General features: G+C 59.5%; 22 protein-coding genes and 1 pseudogene. 8 read left to right on the top strand and 15 right to left on the bottom strand.

The window, feature by feature from the left end:
- Nucleotides 1-164: 164 nt before the first annotated feature.
- Together VZP09_RS12390 and VZP09_RS12395 are read right to left on the bottom strand one after the other, a co-directional pair.
- Entirely contained in the window at nt 165-1,001 is an 837-nt protein-coding gene (locus VZP09_RS12390; protein WP_004180471.1) for an alpha/beta fold hydrolase, read from the bottom strand.
- Between the two features lie 192 nt (nt 1,002-1,193).
- Nucleotides 1,194-1,769 carry a hypothetical protein gene (locus tag VZP09_RS12395; RefSeq protein WP_004175291.1) on the bottom strand — a complete coding sequence of 192 codons (576 nt, stop codon included), beginning with the start codon at nt 1,767-1,769 and terminating at the stop codon, nt 1,194-1,196.
- Between the two features lie 131 nt (nt 1,770-1,900).
- Between VZP09_RS12395 and VZP09_RS12400 the strand changes: the two genes are divergently transcribed.
- Nucleotides 1,901-2,815 carry a LysR substrate-binding domain-containing protein gene (locus VZP09_RS12400; protein ID WP_048332907.1) on the top strand — a complete coding sequence of 305 codons (915 nt, stop codon included), beginning with the start codon at nt 1,901-1,903 and terminating at the stop codon, nt 2,813-2,815.
- 5 nt (nt 2,816-2,820) lie between these two features.
- On the opposite strand, the gene VZP09_RS12405 is transcribed toward VZP09_RS12400, so the two are convergent.
- Nucleotides 2,821-3,156 (bottom strand): DUF1869 domain-containing protein, encoded by a 336-nt coding sequence (locus VZP09_RS12405; RefSeq protein ID WP_002911862.1) that lies wholly within the window; start codon nt 3,154-3,156, stop codon nt 2,821-2,823.
- 6 nt (nt 3,157-3,162) lie between these two features.
- Nucleotides 3,163-3,495 carry a DUF1971 domain-containing protein gene (locus VZP09_RS12410; RefSeq protein WP_002911866.1) on the bottom strand — a complete coding sequence of 111 codons (333 nt, stop codon included), beginning with the start codon at nt 3,493-3,495 and terminating at the stop codon, nt 3,163-3,165.
- Nucleotides 3,496-3,592: 97 nt separating this feature from the next.
- On the opposite strand from VZP09_RS12410, the pseudogene VZP09_RS12415 reads away from it, so the two are divergent.
- A pseudogene (locus VZP09_RS12415) lies at nt 3,593-3,720 on the top strand (hypothetical protein).
- Here the strand turns inward: VZP09_RS12415 and VZP09_RS12420 are convergent.
- On the bottom strand, nt 3,717-5,627 hold the full coding sequence (locus VZP09_RS12420; protein ID WP_016831855.1) for a putative bifunctional diguanylate cyclase/phosphodiesterase: 1,911 nt from the start codon (nt 5,625-5,627) through the stop codon (nt 3,717-3,719). The pseudogene VZP09_RS12415 and the gene VZP09_RS12420 overlap by 4 nt on opposite strands.
- 10 nt (nt 5,628-5,637) lie before the next feature.
- Nucleotides 5,638-6,135, bottom strand: coding sequence for a molybdopterin-dependent oxidoreductase (locus tag VZP09_RS12425; protein ID WP_016831857.1), 498 nt, complete (start codon nt 6,133-6,135; stop codon nt 5,638-5,640).
- A gap of 307 nt (nt 6,136-6,442) precedes the next feature.
- On the opposite strand from VZP09_RS12425, the gene shiA reads away from it, so the two are divergent.
- A complete protein-coding gene (shiA, locus tag VZP09_RS12430) occupies nt 6,443-7,762 on the top strand; it encodes a shikimate transporter (protein WP_004899343.1) in 1,320 nt (439 codons plus the stop codon).
- Nucleotides 7,763-7,808: 46 nt separating this feature from the next.
- Nucleotides 7,809-8,549: a lipoyl protein ligase domain-containing protein gene (locus VZP09_RS12435; protein ID WP_004899345.1), complete on the top strand. Its 741-nt coding sequence runs from the start codon at nt 7,809-7,811 to the stop codon at nt 8,547-8,549.
- Here the strand turns inward: VZP09_RS12435 and VZP09_RS12440 are convergent.
- Nucleotides 8,509-9,465, bottom strand: coding sequence for a LysR family transcriptional regulator (locus VZP09_RS12440; RefSeq protein WP_110210595.1), 957 nt, complete (start codon nt 9,463-9,465; stop codon nt 8,509-8,511). The two genes, VZP09_RS12435 and VZP09_RS12440, sit on opposite strands and share 41 nt — an antisense overlap.
- Before the next feature lie 115 nt (nt 9,466-9,580).
- Between VZP09_RS12440 and VZP09_RS12445 the strand changes: the two genes are divergently transcribed.
- Nucleotides 9,581-9,970 carry a tautomerase family protein gene (locus VZP09_RS12445; RefSeq protein WP_328795176.1) on the top strand — a complete coding sequence of 130 codons (390 nt, stop codon included), beginning with the start codon at nt 9,581-9,583 and terminating at the stop codon, nt 9,968-9,970.
- A gap of 21 nt (nt 9,971-9,991) precedes the next feature.
- Here VZP09_RS12445 and VZP09_RS12450 read toward each other — a convergent pair whose 3' ends face one another.
- On the bottom strand, nt 9,992-10,723 hold the full coding sequence (locus tag VZP09_RS12450) for an HPP family protein (RefSeq protein WP_002911879.1): 732 nt from the start codon (nt 10,721-10,723) through the stop codon (nt 9,992-9,994).
- Nucleotides 10,724-10,921: 198 nt separating this feature from the next.
- Between VZP09_RS12450 and VZP09_RS12455 the strand changes: the two genes are divergently transcribed.
- Nucleotides 10,922-12,031: an adenosylhomocysteinase gene (locus VZP09_RS12455; protein ID WP_040182625.1), complete on the top strand. Its 1,110-nt coding sequence runs from the start codon at nt 10,922-10,924 to the stop codon at nt 12,029-12,031.
- A gap of 42 nt (nt 12,032-12,073) precedes the next feature.
- Here the strand turns inward: VZP09_RS12455 and cobT are convergent, their stop codons facing one another.
- The 6 genes from cobT to dacD form a co-directional block, all read right to left on the bottom strand.
- On the bottom strand, nt 12,074-13,141 hold the full coding sequence (cobT, locus tag VZP09_RS12460; RefSeq protein ID WP_048332909.1) for a nicotinate-nucleotide--dimethylbenzimidazole phosphoribosyltransferase: 1,068 nt from the start codon (nt 13,139-13,141) through the stop codon (nt 12,074-12,076).
- Between the two features lie 27 nt (nt 13,142-13,168).
- Nucleotides 13,169-13,909, bottom strand: coding sequence for an adenosylcobinamide-GDP ribazoletransferase (gene cobS / locus VZP09_RS12465; RefSeq protein WP_032415205.1), 741 nt, complete (start codon nt 13,907-13,909; stop codon nt 13,169-13,171).
- A gap of 314 nt (nt 13,910-14,223) precedes the next feature.
- Nucleotides 14,224-14,547, bottom strand: a complete 324-nt coding sequence (locus VZP09_RS12470) for a DUF496 family protein (protein WP_002911883.1) — start codon at nt 14,545-14,547, stop codon at nt 14,224-14,226.
- 167 nt (nt 14,548-14,714) lie between these two features.
- Nucleotides 14,715-15,773, bottom strand: a complete 1,059-nt coding sequence (locus VZP09_RS12475) for an FUSC family protein (RefSeq protein WP_002911885.1) — start codon at nt 15,771-15,773, stop codon at nt 14,715-14,717.
- A gap of 98 nt (nt 15,774-15,871) precedes the next feature.
- Nucleotides 15,872-16,345, bottom strand: coding sequence for a DNA gyrase inhibitor SbmC (sbmC, locus tag VZP09_RS12480; RefSeq protein WP_002911889.1), 474 nt, complete (start codon nt 16,343-16,345; stop codon nt 15,872-15,874).
- Between the two features lie 176 nt (nt 16,346-16,521).
- Nucleotides 16,522-17,685: a serine-type D-Ala-D-Ala carboxypeptidase DacD gene (dacD, locus tag VZP09_RS12485; RefSeq protein ID WP_004153104.1), complete on the bottom strand. Its 1,164-nt coding sequence runs from the start codon at nt 17,683-17,685 to the stop codon at nt 16,522-16,524.
- Between the two features lie 180 nt (nt 17,686-17,865).
- On the opposite strand from dacD, the gene sbcB reads away from it, so the two are divergent.
- Entirely contained in the window at nt 17,866-19,290 is a 1,425-nt protein-coding gene (gene sbcB, locus VZP09_RS12490) for an exodeoxyribonuclease I (protein ID WP_328795177.1), read from the top strand.
- Between the two features lie 223 nt (nt 19,291-19,513).
- Here sbcB and fusA read toward each other — a convergent pair whose 3' ends face one another.
- Nucleotides 19,514-21,616, bottom strand: coding sequence for an elongation factor G (gene fusA / locus VZP09_RS12495; RefSeq protein WP_009307485.1), 2,103 nt, complete (start codon nt 21,614-21,616; stop codon nt 19,514-19,516).
- 239 nt (nt 21,617-21,855) lie between these two features.
- On the opposite strand from fusA, the gene VZP09_RS12500 reads away from it, so the two are divergent.
- Nucleotides 21,856-22,167 carry an ArsR/SmtB family transcription factor gene (locus tag VZP09_RS12500; protein ID WP_002912109.1) on the top strand — a complete coding sequence of 104 codons (312 nt, stop codon included), beginning with the start codon at nt 21,856-21,858 and terminating at the stop codon, nt 22,165-22,167.
- Nucleotides 22,168-22,185 lie beyond the last annotated feature (18 nt).

Genomic DNA, 22,185 nt, shown 5'->3' on the forward strand with positions numbered 1-22,185 from the left:
GCAGAGAAACCCGGCGTTTTATCCTGCGAGGGGAAAATAGTCGTCAGGTACCCCATGAGTTAAGCAGATTTCCTCTGCACGTCAACCGGCGCGCCCCAGGCGACTGGCGCCCAGGGCGCTGGCGGAATGCCATTAACGGCACTCTGCCCGGCAAATAGGGCAGATCAGGCGCGGATAAACGCCAGCAGATCGGCGTTGATAGTATCGGCGTGGGAGGTATGCATCCCGTGCGGGAAGCCAGGATAAATTTTCAGCTGGCTGTTCGGCAGCAGCTTGTCCTGCAGGATGGCCGCATTTTTATAGGGCACCACCTGGTCGTCATCTCCCTGCATCACCAGCACCGGCAAAGTGATCGACTTAAGGTCTTCCGTCTGGTCGGTCTCTGAAAACGCCTTAATGCCTTCATAATGGGCTTTAGCGCTGCCGATCATCCCCTGTCGCCACCAGTTCTGGATCGTCCCCTGGGATATCTCTGCTCCATCACGATTGAAGCCATAGAACGGGCCAGAGGCGACGTCGAGATAGAACTGGGCGCGGTTCGCCGCCAGCGCTTTGCGGAAACCGTCAAACACCTCGATCGGCGTCCCGCCCGGGTTCTGCTCGGTTTTCACCATTAGCGGCGGGACGGCGCTAATTAACACCGCCTTCGCCACCCGCCCCTGCGGCTGACCATAGCGGGCGACGTAGCGGGCGACCTGGCCGCCGCCGGTGGAGTGCCCGACGTGGACCGCATTGTGCAGATCCAGATGCTCCACCACCGCCGAGACGTCCGCCGCGTAATGGTCCATATCGTGCCCCTCGCTAACCTGATCGGAGCGGCCATGACCCCGACGATCGATAGCGATGACCCGGAACCCTTCGGCAAGGAAAAATAACATCTGGTTATCCCAGTCGTCAGCGCTTAACGGCCAGCCGTGATGAAAAACAATCGGCTGAGCTTCCTTTGGACCCCAGTCTTTAAAGTAAATATTGACGCCGTCTTGGGTGGTGACAAATGCCATATTACAGACTCCTCTTTCAGGATAACCAGCCTGCAGGCCCGTGCCTGGGCTGAACGCCGACGGCGGCCGGCAGGAGTGCCGACCGCACAGGAATGTGATGCCTGTAACAGTGTAGAAGATATTTAACGCCGGGCGGGACAACTTACCCTGTCTCGCTTGATTCGCCGATCCTGGACCAGACCGCGTCTGGTATCAGGCCGCACTCTCCTGCTGGCGGATCCGCACCATCAGCGCGCCGAGCAGCGCCCAGTCAAGCAGCACGGCGAAGGCAAAGCAGACGCCATGGCGTCCTCCTCCCGCAGTATGCCAGGTCAGTAGCGTCGCCGCGATGGCGATAGCTACGCTCAGCACCGTGGCGCCGCTGACCCGCATCCCCGGCAGCGCCGTCCTACCCGCCGCAATGCGCCAGGCGACAGCCGCTCCCGCCCCACCGCACGCCACGCCCGGCAGCAGTGCCGGCCAGTCCTGCCCGCCATACCAGGCCACCAGCGCCAGCAGCCAGCCGGCCGCTGACAGCAGAAAGGCCCAGCGCGTCGCCGCCAGGGGTGAGCGATAAAGCCAGGATTGTCCGCGAGTGAATCCCCACCCGACGCCAAAGGCCGCAATCAGCGCCGTCAGCAGACTCAGCGTGCCGGTCACCCCGATAACCGGGGGCATGATTAACAGCAAGGCCCCGGCGGCGATGACCACGCTAAGGGCGATAGCGCGGCCGCGGGGGTCGATCGTTGCCGCGGCTTCCGCGGCGGTGTAGCGGCTTACAACGTGCATAGTTGACTCCTGACAGGCGAAGCTGCATGAATTTAATTCATGTCATTGTCTTTACATGCCCGTAGCCTATCGCCACAATATCGCTTTACACAAACGCATAGTTTTCAGCCATAGATGAGAAAAACTCAGCCATGAGACCGCCCCGTCTGCCGCCGCTGGGGGCGCTACGCGCTTTTCATGCCGTCGCCCGCCACCGCAGTTTTAAACAGGCCGCCGAGGCGCTCGACGTCAGCGCGACGGCGGTCAGCCATCAGATTAAACTGCTGGAGTCGGTGCTGGAGTGCCGGGTCTGCGAACGCAGCGCGCAGGGCGTCAGTCTGACCGCTGATGGCGAGATCCTTTACGCCGCCACCCAACGCGCCTTTAGCGCCCTGGAACAGGCCGTCGTCCAGATCGCTCATGCCCGTCAGCCGCTATCCTTAACCGTCACCACCACCTCCAATTTTCTCACCCACTGGCTGGTGCCGCGGCTGGCGGATTTCACCGCCCGCTTTCCGGCTATCGACCTGCGGCTACACACCAGCGTCGAACGAGTGGATCTGCATCTGGGCACGGTAGACGCCGCGATTCGCTATCGTGAAACGCCGGAGCCGGACCTGTACTGCACGCTGCTGTATGAGGATCGCTTTATCGTGGTCGCCAGCCCGACTCTGGGCCTCAGCCGGCCTGAAGATCTGCAGCGGGTGACGCTGTTTCACGTTGCCAACCGGCGCGTGCCAGCTGATTCGCCTAGCTGGGAGAACTGGCGTCGGCGCTATGGACCGCCGACGCTGAATATTGATGCGGGGTTAACCTTTAGCGATGAGACCCATGCCCTGCAGGCGGCGGTGGCCGGTCAGGGAGTGGTGATCGCCAGCGAACTGCTGGCGCGGGATCTGCTGCAGCGCGGCGTATTGTCCGCGCCGTTCAGCAACGCATTGCCTGGCGCCCGCTACTACCTGGTCACTACCGAAGCGGTAGCGCAGCGGGCGGATATTATCGCTCTGCGGGAGTGGCTGCTCAGCCAGATGGCGTCGGGCGACGGCGGCCATCCGACTGCGGGATAGCGGGCTTACCAGCCGCAGACGTTGGTCTCTTCATCGGACTCGTAGCCGCGAACGATATTGATCAGATCCTTCACCGCATCAGCCGCGGTGAGTGGGTCGCGCAGCGCCGCCAGCGAGGAAAAGGTTTTATCAACCGAGACGCCGTTATTATTATTGGTGACCGTCAACAGAAACTCCCCCTCTTCCCTGTCGTCCGGCAACTTGCTCAGCAGGTCATTAACGGCCTCCACCGCCTGCTGTGGAATATACAACACCATTGGTTTAAGAAATATTTTTTCCTGCTTCTGGTGAAGTCGGCCATTCTCTAGCGCTAAGGTATAACCTTTATTTTCACTGGTCATCTCTTGTTATCCCTCGATGAGAATTTTTGGATCAACATAAAAGTCGACATTAAAAACCGTGTCCTCTGAGAGGGCCTCAATACAGTGCCACTTCTCCGGCGGAAAGACGCCAAACTGGCCGGCTTCAATAGTCAGGGTTTCAACGGGCTCGGGGCTGGTTTCATCGGCATAGCCGAGATAGCGGATCGCCCCCTGCATCACCGAGAGACGAGGGTAGACGCCCTGCCGGGTGCCGGCATCCAGATGGCGGCGCCAGATAGAGGCCGGGGCGGTCTCTTTGGTCCACAGCGGCGTGCTGCGGGTGTGAACGTAATGGGTGGGAATAATGATTCGCTGCATGATTGTGCCTCACTTTACCGTCTCAAACGCGACGTTCAGAAATAGCCTATATGATGCATATCATATACCCCTTTTAAACGTTAAGGATATTATTTTGTTGTGGAATTTTACGCCTACTCCTTTTTATACCTCGCAGGGATTAGCGCTAAGAGAAAATAAAAAAGGCGATTTCAGGATCCTGAAATCGCCCNNAGAATAAAAATAAACGCGTTAAAAATTTGTTAGCGCAGCGGACTCGGTTTGCCGATTAAATATCCCTGAACCAGGTCACAGCCCAGCGCCTGCAGCGAAGCCAACTGCTCTTCGGTCTCTACACCTTCCGCCACAATGCGCATATGCAGGCTCTTTCCCATGCTGATAATCAGGCGGACGATATCCAGATCGTCTTTTTGTTCCGGAATATTGATGACAAACGAGCGGTCGATTTTAATTTTATCGAACGGGAAGTAGCTTAAACGGGACAGGGAAGAATAGCCGGTACCAAAGTCATCGATGGAGATCTGAATGCCCAGCTCGCGCAGCTGGCTGAGAATTTCCAGCGAACGGGTGTTCTCATTGAATACGTCCGACTCGGTGATCTCCAGATCAAGACGTCGCGGATCGAGGCCGGTCTGATGCAGCACCTCGATAATGGTGTCGGTCAGCGATGTATTCATCAACTGAATTGGTGAAACGTTGACCGAGACCTTCAGCGGCGTCGCCCAGCTGGCCGCTTCGGCACAGGCGGTTTTCAGCACCCATTCGCCAAGGGCATTAATAAGACCGATTTTCTCTGCCACCGGAATAAACACCGTCGGCGGCACGGCGCCACGCACCGGATGGAACCAGCGAACCAGAGCTTCATAGCCGTAGATTTCGCGCGTGACGGTATCGGCGATCGGCTGATAGTAGACTTTGAATTCGTCATGGGCCAGGGCCTGCAGCAGATCGTCTTCAAACGATTTGTTCTCCTGCAGGCGCTGCAGCATCCCCGGCCGGAAGATTTGCACATGGCCGCTACCCTCTTTTTTCGCCTCATACAGCGCGAGGTCGGCGCACTTGTACAGATAATCGGTACGACTTTCACCGTCAGAGATCACGATCCCAATGCAGGCGTCGATATTAATCTGCGCATCGTAGATCTGATAGGGCTGGCTGATCTTCTCCCGGATAACATTGGCCCGCTCAAGGGCCATCTCCTCAGTGAGATCGTAGGAGAGCATCGCAAACTCATCACCGCCAAGGCGATACAGCGTCTCGGAGGTTTTGCGGAAAAAAGAGAGGCGACTGGCCAGATCCTGCAGCAGCTTATCGCCAGCATCATGGCCAAGGGTATCGTTCACATCCTTAAAGCTGTCGAGGTCGAAAAGCATCACCACGGCGCATCCCTTATACGGACGCACCTGGTTGACGATCTCCTGCAGCCGCTGCCAGAAAGAGAGACGGTTGGGCATACCGGTCAGCGAATCATGGTAGGCATCGTACTGCAGTCGGCGGTTCTGCACCTGCAGCTTCTCTTTCGAGGCCTGCAGATCGTTGGCCAGCGTTTTCATACGAACATGGGCGCGACGCAGATTATTATTCTGTCGGAGCATCAGCAGACCGAGAGTTATACACATGGCAATCAGCAGAATGGAGATCACCGAGTAGATATAATAGAGATGCTGGATTTTATCATGGGTGATATTAACGATATTGATATCTTGCGTCAGGGTGGCAGCGGCTATTGAGGTCAGCGGACCATCCAGCTCGCTTAACACCGGCAGGATCTGTCTGACCTGCTCCGGCGTCATGGTATCAACTTGTTTATCGAGCAGATGAAGATTACGAATCAGCGTCGCAACCACCGTCTTCCGCTGCTCGCTTTTATTGATGAATTTACCCAGATCGCCCTCCTGCAGAAGCTCGATCTGGCTCATCATGATCTCAAGACGCAGGCGCACCTCATCGTGGTCCGCCCCTTCGGCCCCAATCGCCATTCCCGCCAGACGAGACTCCAGCCGCATATATTCCGACACCATTTGCGACATTGACCACGAGTCCGTATAGCGGGTAAATTTTTGCAACTCACTTTGTCGCTCATGCACCAGATAAGTAATATATCCGGTGACAACAAATAACGACAAAATAATAGCCGTGAGTATTCGATTCAAGATCCAACCCTTATTCTATAATCATCTTTGAAACTTGCCAGGCCGATCGGGAATAATAGATCTGGTTCTGTAATTCAGCACTGCTGTCGTAAGGGTAGACAATAAATAACGGACCTTTATCACGAATGCGCATATATTGACCGTTCATTTTTAACGCCATAATGACCGGGAATTTATAAAAATCATCAATCGGGATAATGGTGGTGTAGTCGTTCAGCGCCAGCACGCGGGCCGATGTGCCTTTCGCGCCGACTAAATCCATGAGTTTATTAAGGGGAATGCCGTCAAAACGAACCTTGCCGGTGTACCAGGGGGTGGTGGTTTCTATCGTCTTCATCCCCAGTTTTTCCAGCATTGCGAGATCAAAAACGGCCTTGTCGCCGACATTCATATTTCCGATTTTTCCGGAAATGGTCAGTACAGGTTTTCCTGTCGGCGCAGGCAGTTTTTCAGCATAAGCAGAAGGCAACATGACAGAACAAAATAAAACTGCAAGAAGTAGACGCATTTTACTCACCATTCCAGAGAGGGAGACACGTTAAGTGTAAACCATTTACGTCGATTCTTAAAAGGTGTCCATCTTTGTTATCCGTTGATTTAATTAAAAGTATAAGCTGGATGGCAAATTGCCAGAATGTTAAGTCCAGGGTGTGATTTCGACCGTCTTTCCCATCGATTCTTTTTTGCGCCATCTCCCCCGCTTAGCAGGCAAACTACTTTCCTCCACGGCCGCTGCGCGGTAGTCTCAGAGCAGACGCAACGGTAAAAGCGTCTCATTCCAATAACAATGAAGTACGTGACTGACAGGACAGGGTATGGATTCAACAATAAGCGTGCAGCCCGGCGAGGCGCCAGATTCACTACATCGGGCCCGGCGGGCGGCCTGGGGTAGTTTTGCCGGCGCGGTGGTCGACTGGTACGATTTTCTTCTCTATGGCATTACCGCCGCGCTGGTGTTCAACCGCGAATTTTTCCCGCAAATCGGCCCGGCGATGGGAACGCTTGCCGCCTTTGCCACCTTCGGCGTTGGGTTTCTTTTTCGCCCGCTCGGCGGAATTATTTTTGGCCACTTCGGCGATCGCCTCGGGCGGAAACGGATGCTGATGATGACCGTCTGGATGATGGGTATCGCCACTGCCTGCATCGGCCTGCTCCCCTCGTTCAACCAGATCGGCTGGTGGGCGCCGGTGCTGCTGGTGTTCCTGCGAGCGGTTCAGGGATTCGCCGTCGGCGGCGAATGGGGCGGCGCGGCGCTGCTCTCGGTGGAGAATGCCCCACAGGGGAAAAAAGCCTTTTACAGCAGCGGGGTGCAGGTGGGCTACGGCGTCGGCCTCCTGCTCTCTACCGGGCTGGTATCGCTGATTAGCAGCCTGACCAGCGACCAGCAGTTCCTCAGCTGGGGCTGGCGCGTACCGTTCCTGTTCAGCGTGGTGCTGGTCCTTATTGCGCTGTGGATCCGTAACGGCATGGCGGAATCGCAGGAGTTTGAAGCGCAGCAGAGCCAGGACAACGCGCCGCAGATGAAAAAGCGGCTACCGGTAGTGGAAGCGCTGCTTCGCCATCCGGGAGCGTTTTTACTGATTATCGCCCTGCGGCTGTGTGAACTGCTGACGATGTATATCGTCACCGCCTTCGCCCTCAACTACTCCACGCAAAACCTCGGCCTGCCGCGCGAGCTGTTTCTCAACATTGGCCTGCTGGTGGGCGGTCTTAGCTGCCTGACTATCCCCTGCTTCGCCTGGCTGGCAGACCGCTTTGGCCGTCGGCGGATCTATATCACCGGGGCGCTGATCGGCACTTTGAGCGGTTTCCCGTTCTTTATGGCGCTGGAGAGTCAGTCCGTTTTCTGGATCCTGTTCTTCGCCCTGATGCTGGCCAATATCGCCCATGATATGGTGGTCTGCGTCCAGCAGCCGATGTTTACCGAGCTGTTCGGCGCCAGCTATCGCTATAGCGGCGCCGGCGTCGGCTACCAGGTGGCGAGCGTGGTCGGCGGCGGCTTTACCCCGTTTATTGCCGCGGCGCTGGTCACCTTCTCCGGCGGATCGTGGCACAGCGTGGCCCTCTATCTGACCGCAGGATGCCTGCTGTCAGCGCTCACCGCGCTGCTGATGAAAAAGCACCCCGTCGACTGACCCACCAGCGGAGGGCGTAACCCGCGCCCTCCGGTAAGGAGAATGCATGTCTCAGTTAACCCTGGCCGACTGCTGGCCTCGCCGTTTTTCCCCCTCCTCGCTGGCGCTGCAGTTTTGCGAGGATCCCTCCCAGGCCGAACAGCCGCTGTTTGCCAAAGCCAGCGCCGGCGAGGCCGTCGCCCAGCTCTGGCAGGCGCCGCAGGGATTGGTGGTGCCGGGGAGCTATCGTCAGTTTACGGATCTGCCGGCGGTCAGCGCGCATTTTGCCGCGCGCGGCTGGCCGGTATGGCTTCGCCGCTCCGGCGGCGGTCTGGTGCCCCAGGGGCCGGGCATTATCAACCTTAGCCTCGCCTGGCCGGTGCAGCAGCCGCTCGGCGAAGCCGCCGAACCGATCTATCATTCGCTGTGCGCGGTGCTGCAGCGTACCCTCGCGCGCTTCGGCGTTGCCAGCCACGCCCGGACGGTAAACGGTTCCTTTTGCGATGGCCGGTATAACCTCGCCTGCGGGGAGGGCGAGGCGGCGCGCAAGATTGTCGGTACCGCCCAGTACTGGCGGCCGCTGACGGCAGGCCGCGGCCACGTGGTGCTGGCCCATGCGGTGATCCTTATTGACGCCGATCTGAGCGCGGCGCATCAGGCGGCGAACGCCTTCGAAGCGCAGCTCGGCAGCGAGCGGGTCTATTGCGCTGACAAGACCGTTACTCTCGCGCAGCTGCTTCCCGGCGAGCGCCATCTGCTGCCCCGCTTTAGCGAGACGCTGGCGCAGGAGCTGGACGCGGCTCGCTGAAGGTCGCTTTCAGGTAGCGGCTGAAGGTTTCCACCGCGCGCGACACGCGCGGAGTATAGGGCCGAATGACGTACAGCCGATCGGCAAACACCTCTACTGGCTGCCACGCCGGCAGCAGCTCCTGCACCAGCCCGCGGCCAATGGCCTCCCGGGCGCTGAAATCCGGCAACAGCGCCACCCCAAGCCCCGCCAGCACTGCATCACGTAGCGACTCGCTGTTATTGGTGGCGAATGGCCCCTGCACGTTGATGGTCACCCGAGCATCGGGCGACTGACGGGAGGCGAACGTCCACTGCGGGCGCTGTGGCCCACGGGGATAGGTCAGGCATTGGTGGTGGCGCAGATCTTCGGGGGTCTCCGGGCGGCCATGGCGGCGAATATAGTCGGCGGACGCGACGGTAAGCGTCGCGGTGTGACACAGCGGCCAAGCGACGTGGGTATCGGGGAGCGCCTCGCGTCGACAGTGGCGGATGGCGAGATCGAACCCTTCGCTGGCCAGAGAGACCAGCCGGTCGGTGACCTCAAGCTGCAGATGCAGATGGGGATGCTGATGCAAAAACGGCGCGATTGCCGGGACCAGCTGCTGGCGGGAAAAGGCCACCGGCGCGGTCAGGCGCAGCGTTCCCCGCAGCGGCCCGCCTTCATCGCAGGCGCCGGTGAAAATATCCCGCAGCTGACCAAACGGCTCGTTGAGCTCCGCCACCAGCCGCAGTCCGTCGTCGCTGAGGCTCACGCTGCGGGTGGTGCGATGGACGAGGGTTTTACCGGTCACCCGCTCCAGCTCGCTGATTTTCTGGCTGATAGCCGACTTGCTGATCCCCAGCTTTTCCGCGGCCCGGGTATAGCTTTTTTGTTCTTCCAGCACCGTCAGCCAGTACAGATGGGGCCAGTAACTCTCCGGACGACTCTCGCTCATGTGATTGTTCACCAGTAAAAACAATGTATTCAACTATAGCGGTTTTTGCCGGCGGCGGCATCGGCTAGCATCTTGTTGAGCCCATCATTATTCCCTAACGATAAGGAGCACCTGCATGCCATTACTGACATTTGACCTGATTGAAGGCCGTACGGAACAGGAGGTCAAAACCCTGCTGGATGCCGCCCATCGCGCCGTGCTGCGCGCCTTTGAGGTACCAGAACGCGACCGTTACCAGATTGTTCATGAAAACAAAGCCCACCATATGGTGATTGAAGATACCGGCCTCGGACTGACCCGCACGCGGGATCTGGTGGTGGTGCGGGTCTATACCAGCCCGCGCAGCGAGGCGCAGAAGCAGAGCTTCTTCGCCATTTTGCAGGAGGAGCTGGCGGAACACTGCGGCCTGAGCGGCGATGACCTGATGGTGTCGATTATCAGTAACCAGAAAGGCGACTGGAGCTTTGGCCGCGGGGTCGCGCAGTATCTTACCGGCGATCTGTAACCCGCAGCCCGCAGTACACCCTTAGCGGCGGGCTGCCGTCGCGATACGCTGCCGCGCCTGCTGCTCGATATTCTCCAGCAACTCCTGGACATCGTCTTCATCAATGTCGAGGAACTGGCCTTCCAGCAGCGCGGCGTGAATATCTTCCCGGGTGACCGAAATACCCAGCGGCACCGCCCTGGATTTGACCTCCTCTGCCGCCAGCGGATGCGGATAACGGCGGCCAACCAGGTTATTAAACACAATAGCCAGCAGCGCCAGCATCAGCGAGTTGAGGAGCACCGGGGTCAGCACAAAGTGATAGCCTTCGCTGTGCACCCCGGCGCCGCCGAGGATCGCCGTCAGGGCCACCGCGCCGCCGGGGGGATGCAGACAGCGCAGAAAATACATCCCGGCGATGGCCAGAGCCGCCGCCAGACCGCAGGCCAGCGCCGCATCGGGGACCAGCATACCCACCGTGACACCGATCAGCGCCGACAGCACGTTGCCGCCGACAATCGACCACGGCTGCGCCAGCGGGCTGCTCGGTACGCCAAACAGGAGTACCGCCGAGGCCCCCATCGGGGCAATAAACCACAGATTGACTTCGCCGAGCAGCCAGTGGCTGAACATGCTGGTCACCGCCAGTCCGGTGCCGGCGCCAATGGATCCCAGCACGATATGCCGGCGGGCCACCGGCAGCGCGTGCGGCTTCAGGCGGCCAAGGAAAATCCGCAGCCGTGAAAATATCCCCGCAGGAATAACACTCAACATCGCTTCATCGCTCAAATCATAGGAATTACTTATATTTTATTTTCTTTTTTTAACCTTAAATTAACAACCCTGTCTTTCGCAGGGGATAGCGCNNNCGGCGATGTCCGACGGCATTGTGCTGTGAATTCTCGCGGGGGCTGATAGAATCCCTTTTCGGTCAGGGGGATACCCCTTTTGCGAATTGAAGGTCATAACCCAGTGAATAATAAAATCTCTTTAGCGAAAGAAGTGGCATGGGCCAGCCAGAATATGCCGCGTACCCTGCGTCAGGTCGCCGCGCTGCCCGACCTCAGCGGCGTGCGTCTGGCCTGCTGTATGCACCTCGACATGAAAATGATCCCGCTGGTACAGGGGATCCTCGACAAGGGCGCTCAGGTCTTTTTAACCACCTGTAACCCCACCACCGTGCAGGACGACGTGGTGGCCTGGCTGGTGGAGCGCGGCGCCGAGGCCTGCGCGTGGCGCAATATGAGCGATGCCGACTGGCAACAGTCATGGGAAAAAGCGATTGCCTGGCAGCCCACTCACCTGTGCGAGATGGGCGCCGATATCACCACCCTGCTCCACCAGCGCGGCGAGTTTGGGAACATCGTGGCGGGTCTGGAAGCCACCGGCTCGGGCGTCAATCGGCTGGGGGATATTCAGCCAGGCTATCCGATCTTTAACTGGGACGATCTGCCGGTCAAAGAGGGGCTGCACAACCGCCATATGGTCGGTCTCACCGCCTGGCACACCTTCTTCCAGACCACTCACCTCACCCTGCATGAGAAAAAAGTGCTGGTGATCGGCTACGGCCTGGTCGGCCAGGGCGTCGCGGCGGCGGCAAAAGCTTTTGGCGGTCAGGTGATGGTGGCGGAGATCGATCCTGCCCGCCGTCTGCAGGCGGCCTACGACGGCTGGCACGTGGTGGACCTCCAGGAGGCAATCGCCTCGGCGGACGTGGTGGCCACAGCGACAGGCGGTAAAAACGTGGTTAATCGCCAGGCGCTGGACCGCGCGAAAGCGGGAGTATTTATCCTTAACGTCGGCCACGTGGCGGAAGAGATCGACGGCGATTACCTGCGCCAGTACCCCCAGGAAGAGGTGATGCCGTATATCAACGCCTACCGCATGGCCGACAAAACCCTCTATCTGCTGGCCAATGGTTCGATGCTCAATCTGACCGCTGGCTTCGGCGACAGCCTGAATGCCTTTGACGTCACCCTCGCGGTGATGGCCAGCGGCATCCGCCATATTGTCACCGACGGCATGCGCGCCCCGGCGAAGGTTTATCTCCTGCCCCAGGCGGTCTGGCAGCAGGCCCTGTAAACCCGGCGCATCGCCTCCATCGCGGGACGATGCGTTTTACCATCAGGACGACGGCGCGCTATCGGGCAACACAATATTGCTCTGCGCCAGCGTTCCCATCTGGTTGTACATCACGCTGGCGGCATCCAGCAGGTGCATCGCCAGCGCGGCGCCGCTGCCCTCTCCCAGGCGCATGTCCATATCGAGATACGGCCGCAGACCCAGCGCATCGAGGGCGATCTGCGCCCCTTTCTCCGCCGACAGGTGTGAAGGAATAAGATAAGGGTGCGCCGACGGGGCCATGCGGCAGGCGGCCAGGGCAGAGGCATAGGAGAGGAAGCCATCCAGCACCACCGGCAGGCCACAGGAGGCCGCCCCGAGGATCACCCCGGTCATGCCCACCAGATCGTAACCCCCCACCTTCGCCAGGACATCCAGCCCGTCCGCCGGGTTCGGCTGATTATGGGCTATCGCCTGGCGCACCACCGCCACCTTATGGCCCCGCTGCGCCAGCGGCAGATTGGCCCCACAGCCCACCACCGCGTCAGGGTCGCTGCCCGTCAGGACACTGATCGTCGCTGCGGCCGGGGTGGTATTGGCCATTCCCAATTCGCCGACGCCGAAGGCTTTCACCCCGTCGGCAGCGAGCTGGCGGGTGAGATGCATGCTGGCCAGCAGCACCGTCTCCGCCTGCTGGCGGCTCATGGCCGCCGTCCGGGCGATATTCTCGCTACCGCGGGCCACTTTGAGGTTAATCAGGCCCGGCAGCGGGTCGGCATCGATGCCGACATCCACTACCTGCACCCTGGCCCCGGCCTGCGCCGCCAGCACGCAGACGCCGGTGTTGCCCCGCACCATATTGCCGGCATGAATGGCCGTCACCACCTGCGGCGAAGGAGTCACGCCTTCATGCCAGACGCCATGGTCGGCGCACATGACCACAATCGCTTTCTCCGCCAGCGCCAGCTGCCCCTGCAAGCCAGGCAGACCGGCCAGCTGTACCGCCAGCGTCTCCAGACGGCCAAGACTGCCGGGCGGCTTTAACAGGCCATCTATATGCTGCTGAGCGCGCGCCATGCCCGCCACATCGGGCTGCGGAATGGCAGCCAGTAACGCCGAAAATGTTTCCATTCTGTTCCTCACCGTTGGCGTCAGGCCTTACAGCAGCGCCAGTAAAAAGAGTAATTCGCCCAGCTCAATCGCCGCCCCGAGGGTATCTCCGGTCTGCCCGCCGAGGGTTCGCTTCAGCGCCCATCCCAGACCCCAGATCAGCACCAGGGTGATCAGCGCGGCGCGCAGCCCCTGCAGCCCCATCAGGGCGGTGGCCAGCGCGATCGCCATCGCCATCGTCACCAGCGTCTGCTGCAGGCTAATTTTGCCGATAAACAGATTGCCCAGCCCCTTTTCCCGCGCATAGCGATGACGATACATCAGCAGCACCGCCATCCCGCGACCGACGGCGCAGGCCGCCGCCAGGGCTGCGATGGGGTGGATATCACGCAGCAGCAGCTCGCCAATCACCAGCACTTTCGCCACCAGCACGAAGATCAGCGCCAGCCCGCCGTGGGTGCCCAGCCGGCTGTCGCGCATGATCTCCAGCATCCGATCGCGGGTGCGGGCGGAGAAAATGCCGTCGCAGGTATCAGCCAGCCCGTCAAGGTGGAATCCGCCGGTGAGCAGCGCCAGCGCCAGCACGCCGAACAGCGCCGCCAGCGGGACGCCGCACCACGGCTGCAGGAGGAGCGCCACCGCGCCGGCGATGGCGCCGAGCAGTAAACCGACCAGCGGAAAGGTGACGATACTGCGCTGGTACTGTTCGATCTCCAGGCCCTGAGATAACCGCGCCGGGACCGGCAGGCGGCTGATAAACGAGAGTGCAGCAAAGAATGACTTAATCACGTGAGGTTGACTCCTGTCGGCGAAAGCAGCGGAAGAGTTCTGTCGCGCCCGGTCAGCACCTGAATTTGTCTTCTGGCGAATCGATCGTCGGAGAGGTGAGAGGTGTTGAGATATCGCCCTGACGCCGCTGCGTCAGATGCCCGGCCAGGATGAGAGAAACCTTTCCGATATCAATACGTTTTTCGCGGGCCAGTATAGCAAAGTGTCGGTGAGGAGAGGCAGTTGCCGGAACAAAGTTTTCGCAGAAAAAAGCAGGGAAGAGAGGGAAACGCGGAACAGCCCGGCGACGCTGACCGCCGCCGGACCGGCAGGGTTTAGCCTTCGACTTTGGCTTCGCCCATCACTTTCAGTTTTTTCGAGATGTCGCGGCGCTCTTTGGACAGCTCGGCATTTTTGATGATGTAATCATCAACGCGATCTTCGTAATCGCTCTTCATGCTGGCGATGATGCCCTGGATGGCTTCCACGCTCATGCCCGGTTTGATGTAGTCGCTGAGGTTGTCCAGCAGCAGAACGCGCTTCTGGTTATCACGGATCTTTTTCTCAACGTCCTGAATTTCACGCTGCAGTTTGTTCTTACGACGGTACAGACGAACAAACTCCAGTACGTCCTGGAAAGAAGGCTTAGTTGTTTCCATTTTTACACCCCTAATAATTGAGATTCGGATTCGTAAAGCGACTGCGTTATAGGGCTAACATAACTGCTAGCAGCCGCTGATGACAATGTTTTTTCCTTTGCGTTTATCATAACCCTAAACGCTGCTGAATCGAAACAACCCATGTGGTTACCCGGTGCATCTGGTGTTTATTTGCGCAACGCGCGGCAGATCAGATGCGAGAGCAGCTCCAGCTGGCGCGCCAGTTCGATTGAGAGCCAAACATAGCCATGGACCGGGGTTTCCGCCAGGCCGTCATCACCCTGCTCTTTCAGCAGCTGGCGCAGTTCGAGGACGATCTCAGTCAGCTTTTCATTGTTGGCGCGCACAGGCTGAGGGTTCCCTTCGTACAGCGCGTGGGCGATGGACAACAGCGTCTGCTGGGTCATCTGCTGCGTCTCCCGCAGGGTGTGCGCATTGAGCATCACGAAGTGACCCGGACGCGTTGCCCACCAGGCGTTGATCTGCAGCTCCAGCATGCAGACGAGGTTGCGGCTGACGGTCTGGATAGCCTCGAAGATCGCCTTCTGGATGTGCGTCTCTTTGCTGGCGGGGGTGATCAGCCCGCGCATTTTAACCACGTCGTTCAGCGCCTGCTGGAGATGCTTTTCCAGCCGCGGTCGATCCACCAGATTTGGCGAGAAGCCGGCCTGGTAGAGGCGGTTAAAGTTGGTGACATAGCTGGCCATCTGGATGCGCCAGTGGATGAACGCCCGCTGCGGCCAGATGCCGGTAAACAGCATCGCCAGCAGCGAGCCGAAGATCACATCGCCGCTTCGCCACAGCGCGGTATGCATATCGCCGGGCGGCGCCCCGACCACCACCGACAGAGTAATGCCGATCAGCAGCGCCTGATAGGGTTTCTTGCCCAGCGCCAGCCAGCCGCAGAGGAACATCGCCGCCGCGCACCAGAGGACCATCAGCGGCAGGGAGATGAGCTCAAGCTTCAGCGCCACCAGCCCCAGCGCCGAACCGAGGATCGTGCCGCCGATACGCTGAAACGCCCGCGGCACGACGTTACCCCAGAAGGAGATCGGCCCCATCACCACCACCAGAGTGATGAGAGGCCAGGTTCCCTCAGGCACGTTCAGCAGCCGCACCAGCAAAAAAGTGAGCACAAAGGCCAGCGCAATCCGCACACCATGCACCACCCGATAATGGCGATACAAGCGGATCTCAAATGGCTTGAGTGATTTATCAGCGCGCACAACCCTCTCCGGCAAAACGAAAAGGCCAATTGTAACTGCTTTTTCGCCCGGAGCATGCCGGGAATGTAAAAAACCTTGTCCGGAACAGGGGTAAACCGCTACGACGCGACGCGCTCAACGGGAACATACATGTCGATATCCCAGTAGCCGTCGTGGTTGCCGTCGTTAAGATAGACCTCAAAGCAGGGCTGGGGGGCGATGCGATACGCCGTGCTCTGCTGCAGGCTGTCGAAAAACTGCATCCACGGGGTGGCGAAGTCGTAATCCACCACCCGCGCGCGGGCGCAGGCGTAATCCCCGCCGGCAATCGCCGCCAGGATCACCCCTTCGCTGTTGGCGGGAATGACATAATCCTCATCCACGGTGACCGCTGTCGCGCAGCGCAGTTTTTCCGCCGGCACTTCCTCCGGGTTATCGTAGTAGACGGCCACCCATTCGCGGGCGGGCACCTGGTGGTTCTCAACCCACATCATCAGTTGCTCAAACCCCTGCTTGACCGTGTGATCCCAGGGCCCGACCAGATGGAAACCGGCGATGGTTTTCTTGCCGAGGGTGGTGATGCTGTAGTTCATCTTGCCTCCTTTGGAGATAAATCACTGTATGAATATACAGTTAATTTAACAGGAGATCCCCCTTCAGTATGTGCGCGAATTCACAGAGTCGCCACCACACCGCTGTAAAAACAGGCGCCCCGCCAGCACGAGCGACAGGCGAAAAAAAACCGCCTGCAAAGAGGCGGTTGGCGTGGTTACAGCTCGTGATGCAGGTAATCGCTCATTCGCGAGAACACTCCGCCTTTATTGATGCTTTCGAGGGTGACCAGCGGATAGTGCCCCACCACCTTGTCGCCGTCATACAGTGAAATCTCGCCAACCCGCTGATTGGCGGCGATCGGCGCCTCAAGATCCTTCTTATCCAGCACATATTTCGCTTTAATGCGCGACACTTCCGCCTTCGGCAGGGCTAACCAGAAATCCTGATCGGTGCCGAGCTTAATCTGCTCTTTATCGCCGTACCAGATACGCTCGGTGCCGACCTTCTGCCCCTTCTGCAGCACCTGCACGGTATCAAAGTTCTGCTGCCCCCAGTGCAGCAGTTTAGCGGCCTGCTGCTCGCGGCCTTTCGGACTGTCCGCCCCCATCACCACGGCGATCAGCCGGCGCTGGCCATCCACCGCCGAGGCGATCAGGTTGAACCCGGCCCCCGAGGTGTGGCCGGTTTTCAGGCCATCGACGTTCATCGTTTTATCCCACAGCAGACCGTTACGGTTTTGCTGGGTGATCCCGTTCCACGTCAGGCTTTTCTGGCTGTACATGTGGTAGACGTCTGGTTCGCCATGAATAATCGCCCGCGACAGCACCGCGAGGTCATAGGCCGAACTGTGCTGGCCCGGAGCGTCGAGGCCGTGGACGGTTTCGAAATGGGTGTCCCGCAGGTGCAGTTTTTCGACATACTGATTCATCAGGGCGACAAACTGCGGCTGGCCGCCGGCGACATAGTCGGCCAGCGCGACGCAGGCGTCGTTACCGGAGTCGACAATCAGCCCGCGGCTGAGGTCGCGGACGCTGACGCGATCCCCTGGCTTTAAGAACATCAGCGATGACCCGTCGAACACCGGGTTGCCCTTCGCCCAGGCGTCTTTACCCACGGTGACGATATCGTCAAAGGTGATACGATGGCTGTCGATGGCGCGATCGACCACGTAGCCGGTCATCAGTTTGGTCAGACTGGCAGGATTACGCTGCTGATGTTCGTTACCCGCGGTCAGGACCTGACCGGTGGTGTAATCCATCAGCACCCAGGAGCCAGCCTGAATAGAAGGCGGCGCGACCGTAGCAGGTAAGTCGACGGCAAATGCGCAGGAAACGCTCGAAGCGAGCAAAGATACAGCAATAAACAAACGGCCTTTCAACGGCATATCCTCTAGATTTACAGATCCGCCGTCCTTTTTACGGAACTTCGCGTTTCATATCAGGGTTTAATTGCAAGAAAATATGACACAGCGGAGGAAGTTGCTTGCCGCGACCCTTCTGATGACCGGGCAAATCGTTTACCATACCGGTCGCACGCCACCACGGATAATGAACAGACTATGCAAGATAGCGTCAACCAGCCCGGATTTTTATTCCACGATTATGAAACCTTCGGCACCAGCCCTTCCCTCGACCGGCCGGCGCAGTTCGCCGCCATCCGCACCGACGCGGAGCTGAACGTGCTCGGCGAGCCCGAAGTGTTTTACTGCAAACCCGCTGACGATTACCTGCCGCAGCCGCAGGCGGTGATGATCACCGGGATCACGCCGCAGGAAGCGCTGGCCAAAGGGGATAATGAGGCCACATTTGCCCGCCGCATCCACGATCTGTTCACGGTGCCGCAAACCTGTATCGTCGGCTATAACAACGTGCGCTTTGATGACGAAGTGACGCGGAATATCTTCTATCGCAACTTCTATGACCCTTATGCCTGGAGCTGGCAGCACGATAACTCGCGCTGGGATCTGCTCGACGTGATGCGCGCCTGCTATGCCCTGCGCCCGGAAGGGATCGCCTGGCCAGAGAATGACGAAGGGTTGCCCAGCTTCCGGCTTGAACATCTGACCGTCGCCAACGGTATTGAACACCAGAACGCCCATGACGCGATGGCCGACGTATACGCCACCATCGCCATGGCGAAGCTGGTGAAAACCCGGCAGCCGCGGCTGTTTGATTATCTCTACAGCCACCGCAATAAGCGCAAGCTGGCGACGCTTATCGACGTGCCGCAGATGAAGCCCCTGGTGCATGTCTCCGGCATGGTTGGCGCCGCGCGCGGCAACACCAGCCTGGTGGCGCCCCTGGCCTGGCATCCGGAAAACCGCAATGCGGTGATTATGGTCGATCTGGCGGGCGATATGGCGCCGCTGCTGGAACTGGATGCCGATGCCCTGCGCGAGCGGCTTTACACCCCGCGCGCCGAGCTTGGCGATCTGCCGGCGGCGCCGATTAAGCTGGTGCATTTAAATAAATGTCCGGTACTGGCCCAGGCCAATACCCTGCGCCCGCAGGATGCCGACCGGCTGGGGATCTCCATTCAGCGCTGTCTGGAGAACGCCCAGCTGCTGCGGGCGAATCCGCAGGTGCGGGAGAAAGTGGTGGCGGTCTATGCCGAAGCCGAGCCGTTCGTGCCGTCCGAAAACGTCGACGCCCAGCTGTACAATGGGTTCTTTAGCGATGCCGACCGCGCGGCGATGAAAATCGTGCTGGAAACCGAACCGCGCAATCTGCCGGCGCTGGATATTACCTTCGCCGACCAGCGTATCGAACGCCTGCTGTTTAACTACCGGGCGCGCAACTTCCCCGGCACGCTCGATGAACATGAGCAGCAGCGCTGGTTAGAGCATCGTCGTCAGGTGTTTACGCCAGAGTTTTTGCAAGCCTATGCCGATGAGCTGCAGATGCTGTATCAGCAGTATACGGATGATAAAGAGAAGCTGGCGCAGCTGAAGGCGCTGTGGCAGTACGCACAGGATATTGTCTGATTGGCTGAAATTCCCGGGTTGCGGCTAACGCCTTACCCGGGCTACAAACGATGACCGGGGAGGACGCCTGACCGTAGGCCCGCGCAAGCGCAGCGCCGCCGGGCATTGCGTCCCCAGTTCGTGCTTACCTTTTTGCCCGGTGGCGGCTTCGCCTTACCGGGCCTGGGCGCTGGTACCAGAGTAGCCCGGGTAAGACGCCTCGCGTCGCACCCGGGAACGTTGCTTAGCTTTTCGCGCGGCTGGCGATGATTTCATCCGCCACATTACGCGGCGCTTCCGCGTAATGGTGGAACTCCATGCTGTAGGTTGCCCGTCCCTGCGACATCGAGCGCAGCGTGGTGGAATAACCAAACATCTCCGCCAGCGGCACGTCGGCGCGGATGATCTGGCTGCCGAAGCGCTCTTCCATCCCCTGCACCATCCCGCGACGGGAAGAGAGATCGCCCATAATATTCCCGGCGTACTCTTCCGGCGTCTCCACCTCGACGTGCATCACCGGCTCAAGGATCACCGGGTCCGCTTTGCGCGCGCCCTCCCGGAAGCCAAAGATCGCCGCCATGCGGAACGCCATCTCCGAGGAGTCCACGTCGTGGTACGACCCGAAGGTCAGGGTCGCTTTCACGTCAACCACCGGATAACCCGCCAGCACGCCGGTGCCCATCGCTTCGCGCAGCCCTTTCTCCACGGAAGGGATGTACTCGCGCGGCACCACGCCGCCTTTGGTGGCGTCCTCGAAGACGAAACCGCTGCCCGGCGCCAGCGGCTCCAGGGTCAGTACGACGTGGCCATACTGCCCTTTGCCGCCGGACTGGCGCACAAATTTGCCTTCCACGTCCGTCACTTTCTTGCGCAGGGTTTCGCGGTAGGTGACCTGCGGACGGCCAATGTTGGCCTCGACGCCAAACTCGCGCTTCATCCGGTCGACAATGATCTCCAGATGCAGCTCACCCATGCCGGAGATAATCGTCTGGCCGGACTCTTCATCGGTATGCAGACGGAACGACGGATCTTCCGCCGCCAGTCGCTGCAGCGCGATGCCCATTTTCTCCTGGTCCGCTTTGGTCTTCGGCTCAATCGCCAGCGAAATCACCGGCTCCGGAAACTCCATCCGTTCGAGGGTAATCACCGCATCCGGATCGCATAACGTATCGCCGGTGGTCACATCCTTCAGACCGACGCAGGCCGCGATATCCCCGGCGTGCAGTTCGTCAACTTCGTGACGGTCGTTGGCCTGCATCAGCACGATACGCCCGATGCGCTCTTTCTTACCCTTCACCGGGTTCCACACCGCATCGCCTTTCTTCAGCGTCCCGGAGTAGACGCGGATAAAGGTCAGCTGGCCGACGTAGGGGTCGGTCATCAGTTTGAACGCCAGCGCCGACAGCGGCTCATCGTCGCTCGGATGGCGTTCCGCCGGCTGGCCTTGCTCATCAACGCCCTGTATCGCCGGAATATCCAGCGGCGACGGCATCAGCTCCACCACCGCATCGAGCATGCGCTGCACACCTTTGTTTTTAAAGGCGCTCCCGCAGAGCACCGCCTGGATCTCCCCCTTCACCGTGCGTTGGCGCAGACCGGCGACGATCTCCGCCTCGTCCAGCTCACCGGTTTCCAGGTATTTATCCATCAGCTCATCGCTGGCTTCCGCCGCCGCCGAGACCATTTTCTCCCGCCACTGCTGCGCCGTCGCCAGCAGATCGTCTGGGACTGGCCCATAGCTAAAGGTCATGCCCTGGGTGGCGTCATCCCACAGGATGGCGCGCATTTTCACCAGGTCGACGACGCCGGTGAAATGCTCTTCAGCGCCAATGGGGATCACAATCGGCACCGGGTTAGCCTTTAGGCGGTCGATCATCATCTGCACCACGCGGAAGAAGTCCGCCCCCGGGCGGTCCATCTTGTTGACGAAGGCCAGCCGCGGAACGTGGTATTTATTCGCCTGGCGCCAGACGGTTTCCGACTGGGGCTGCACCCCGCCGACGGAGTCATACACCATCACCGCGCCGTCGAGCACGCGCATGGAACGCTCCACCTCAATGGTGAAATCCACGTGCCCCGGGGTGTCGATGATATTGATCCGGTGCGGCTCGAAGCTGCGGTCCATCCCCGGCCAGAAGCAGCTTACCGCCGCCGAGGTAATGGTGATCCCGCGCTCTTGCTCCTGGGCCATCCAGTCGGTGGTTGCCGCGCCATCGTGTACTTCACCCAGCTTATGGCTCATCCCGGTGTAAAACAGGATGCGCTCGGTGGTGGTGGTTTTACCGGCATCGATATGCGCGGAGATACCGATGTTGCGATAACGTTCGAGAGGGATGGGTCGGGGCATGATGCGTCCTTAGTCGTTTTGACGGTCAGTCTGCGGTCGAAATGATCCGCAGTTCATTTAACTGCGTCTATCATAGTACAACTGTACGAGTATATTCGAACTATTTTTGCTATCATTACGATTGGGCAGGTTGCGGCGGCGCGCGTGGTATCAGAACCGGAGTTTGGGTATAGTAGCCGCCAGCCGCCGATATGGGCTGCGGCTACCATGCGCCGCGCCACCGCCGACACAGGATTATTATGATCGCCAATCACCCCGAACGAGAACAAATTCGCCTGGAAAATGTCCTTTCCGCGCTCGGAAACCCGCTGCGACTGGAGATCATTCGTACGCTGGCCGACGGCAGCGAGCTGAGCTGCAACGCCCTGCGCCAGGAGGAGGTGGCCAAGTCCACCATGACCCACCACTGGCGCGTCCTGCGCGACAGCGGTGTGATCTGGCAACGGCCTCAGGGACGGGAGAACATGATTTCGCTGCGCCGGGAAGATCTGGACGCCCGTTTTCCCGGCCTGCTGGATACGCTGCTGAAAGTTATGGTGCAGGCAGGATAAGCTTTTGTGCCGGGTGGC

The organism is Klebsiella sp. EMBS2024 (assembly GCF_036233805.1).
Classification (GTDB): domain Bacteria; phylum Pseudomonadota; class Gammaproteobacteria; order Enterobacterales; family Enterobacteriaceae; genus Klebsiella; species Klebsiella pneumoniae.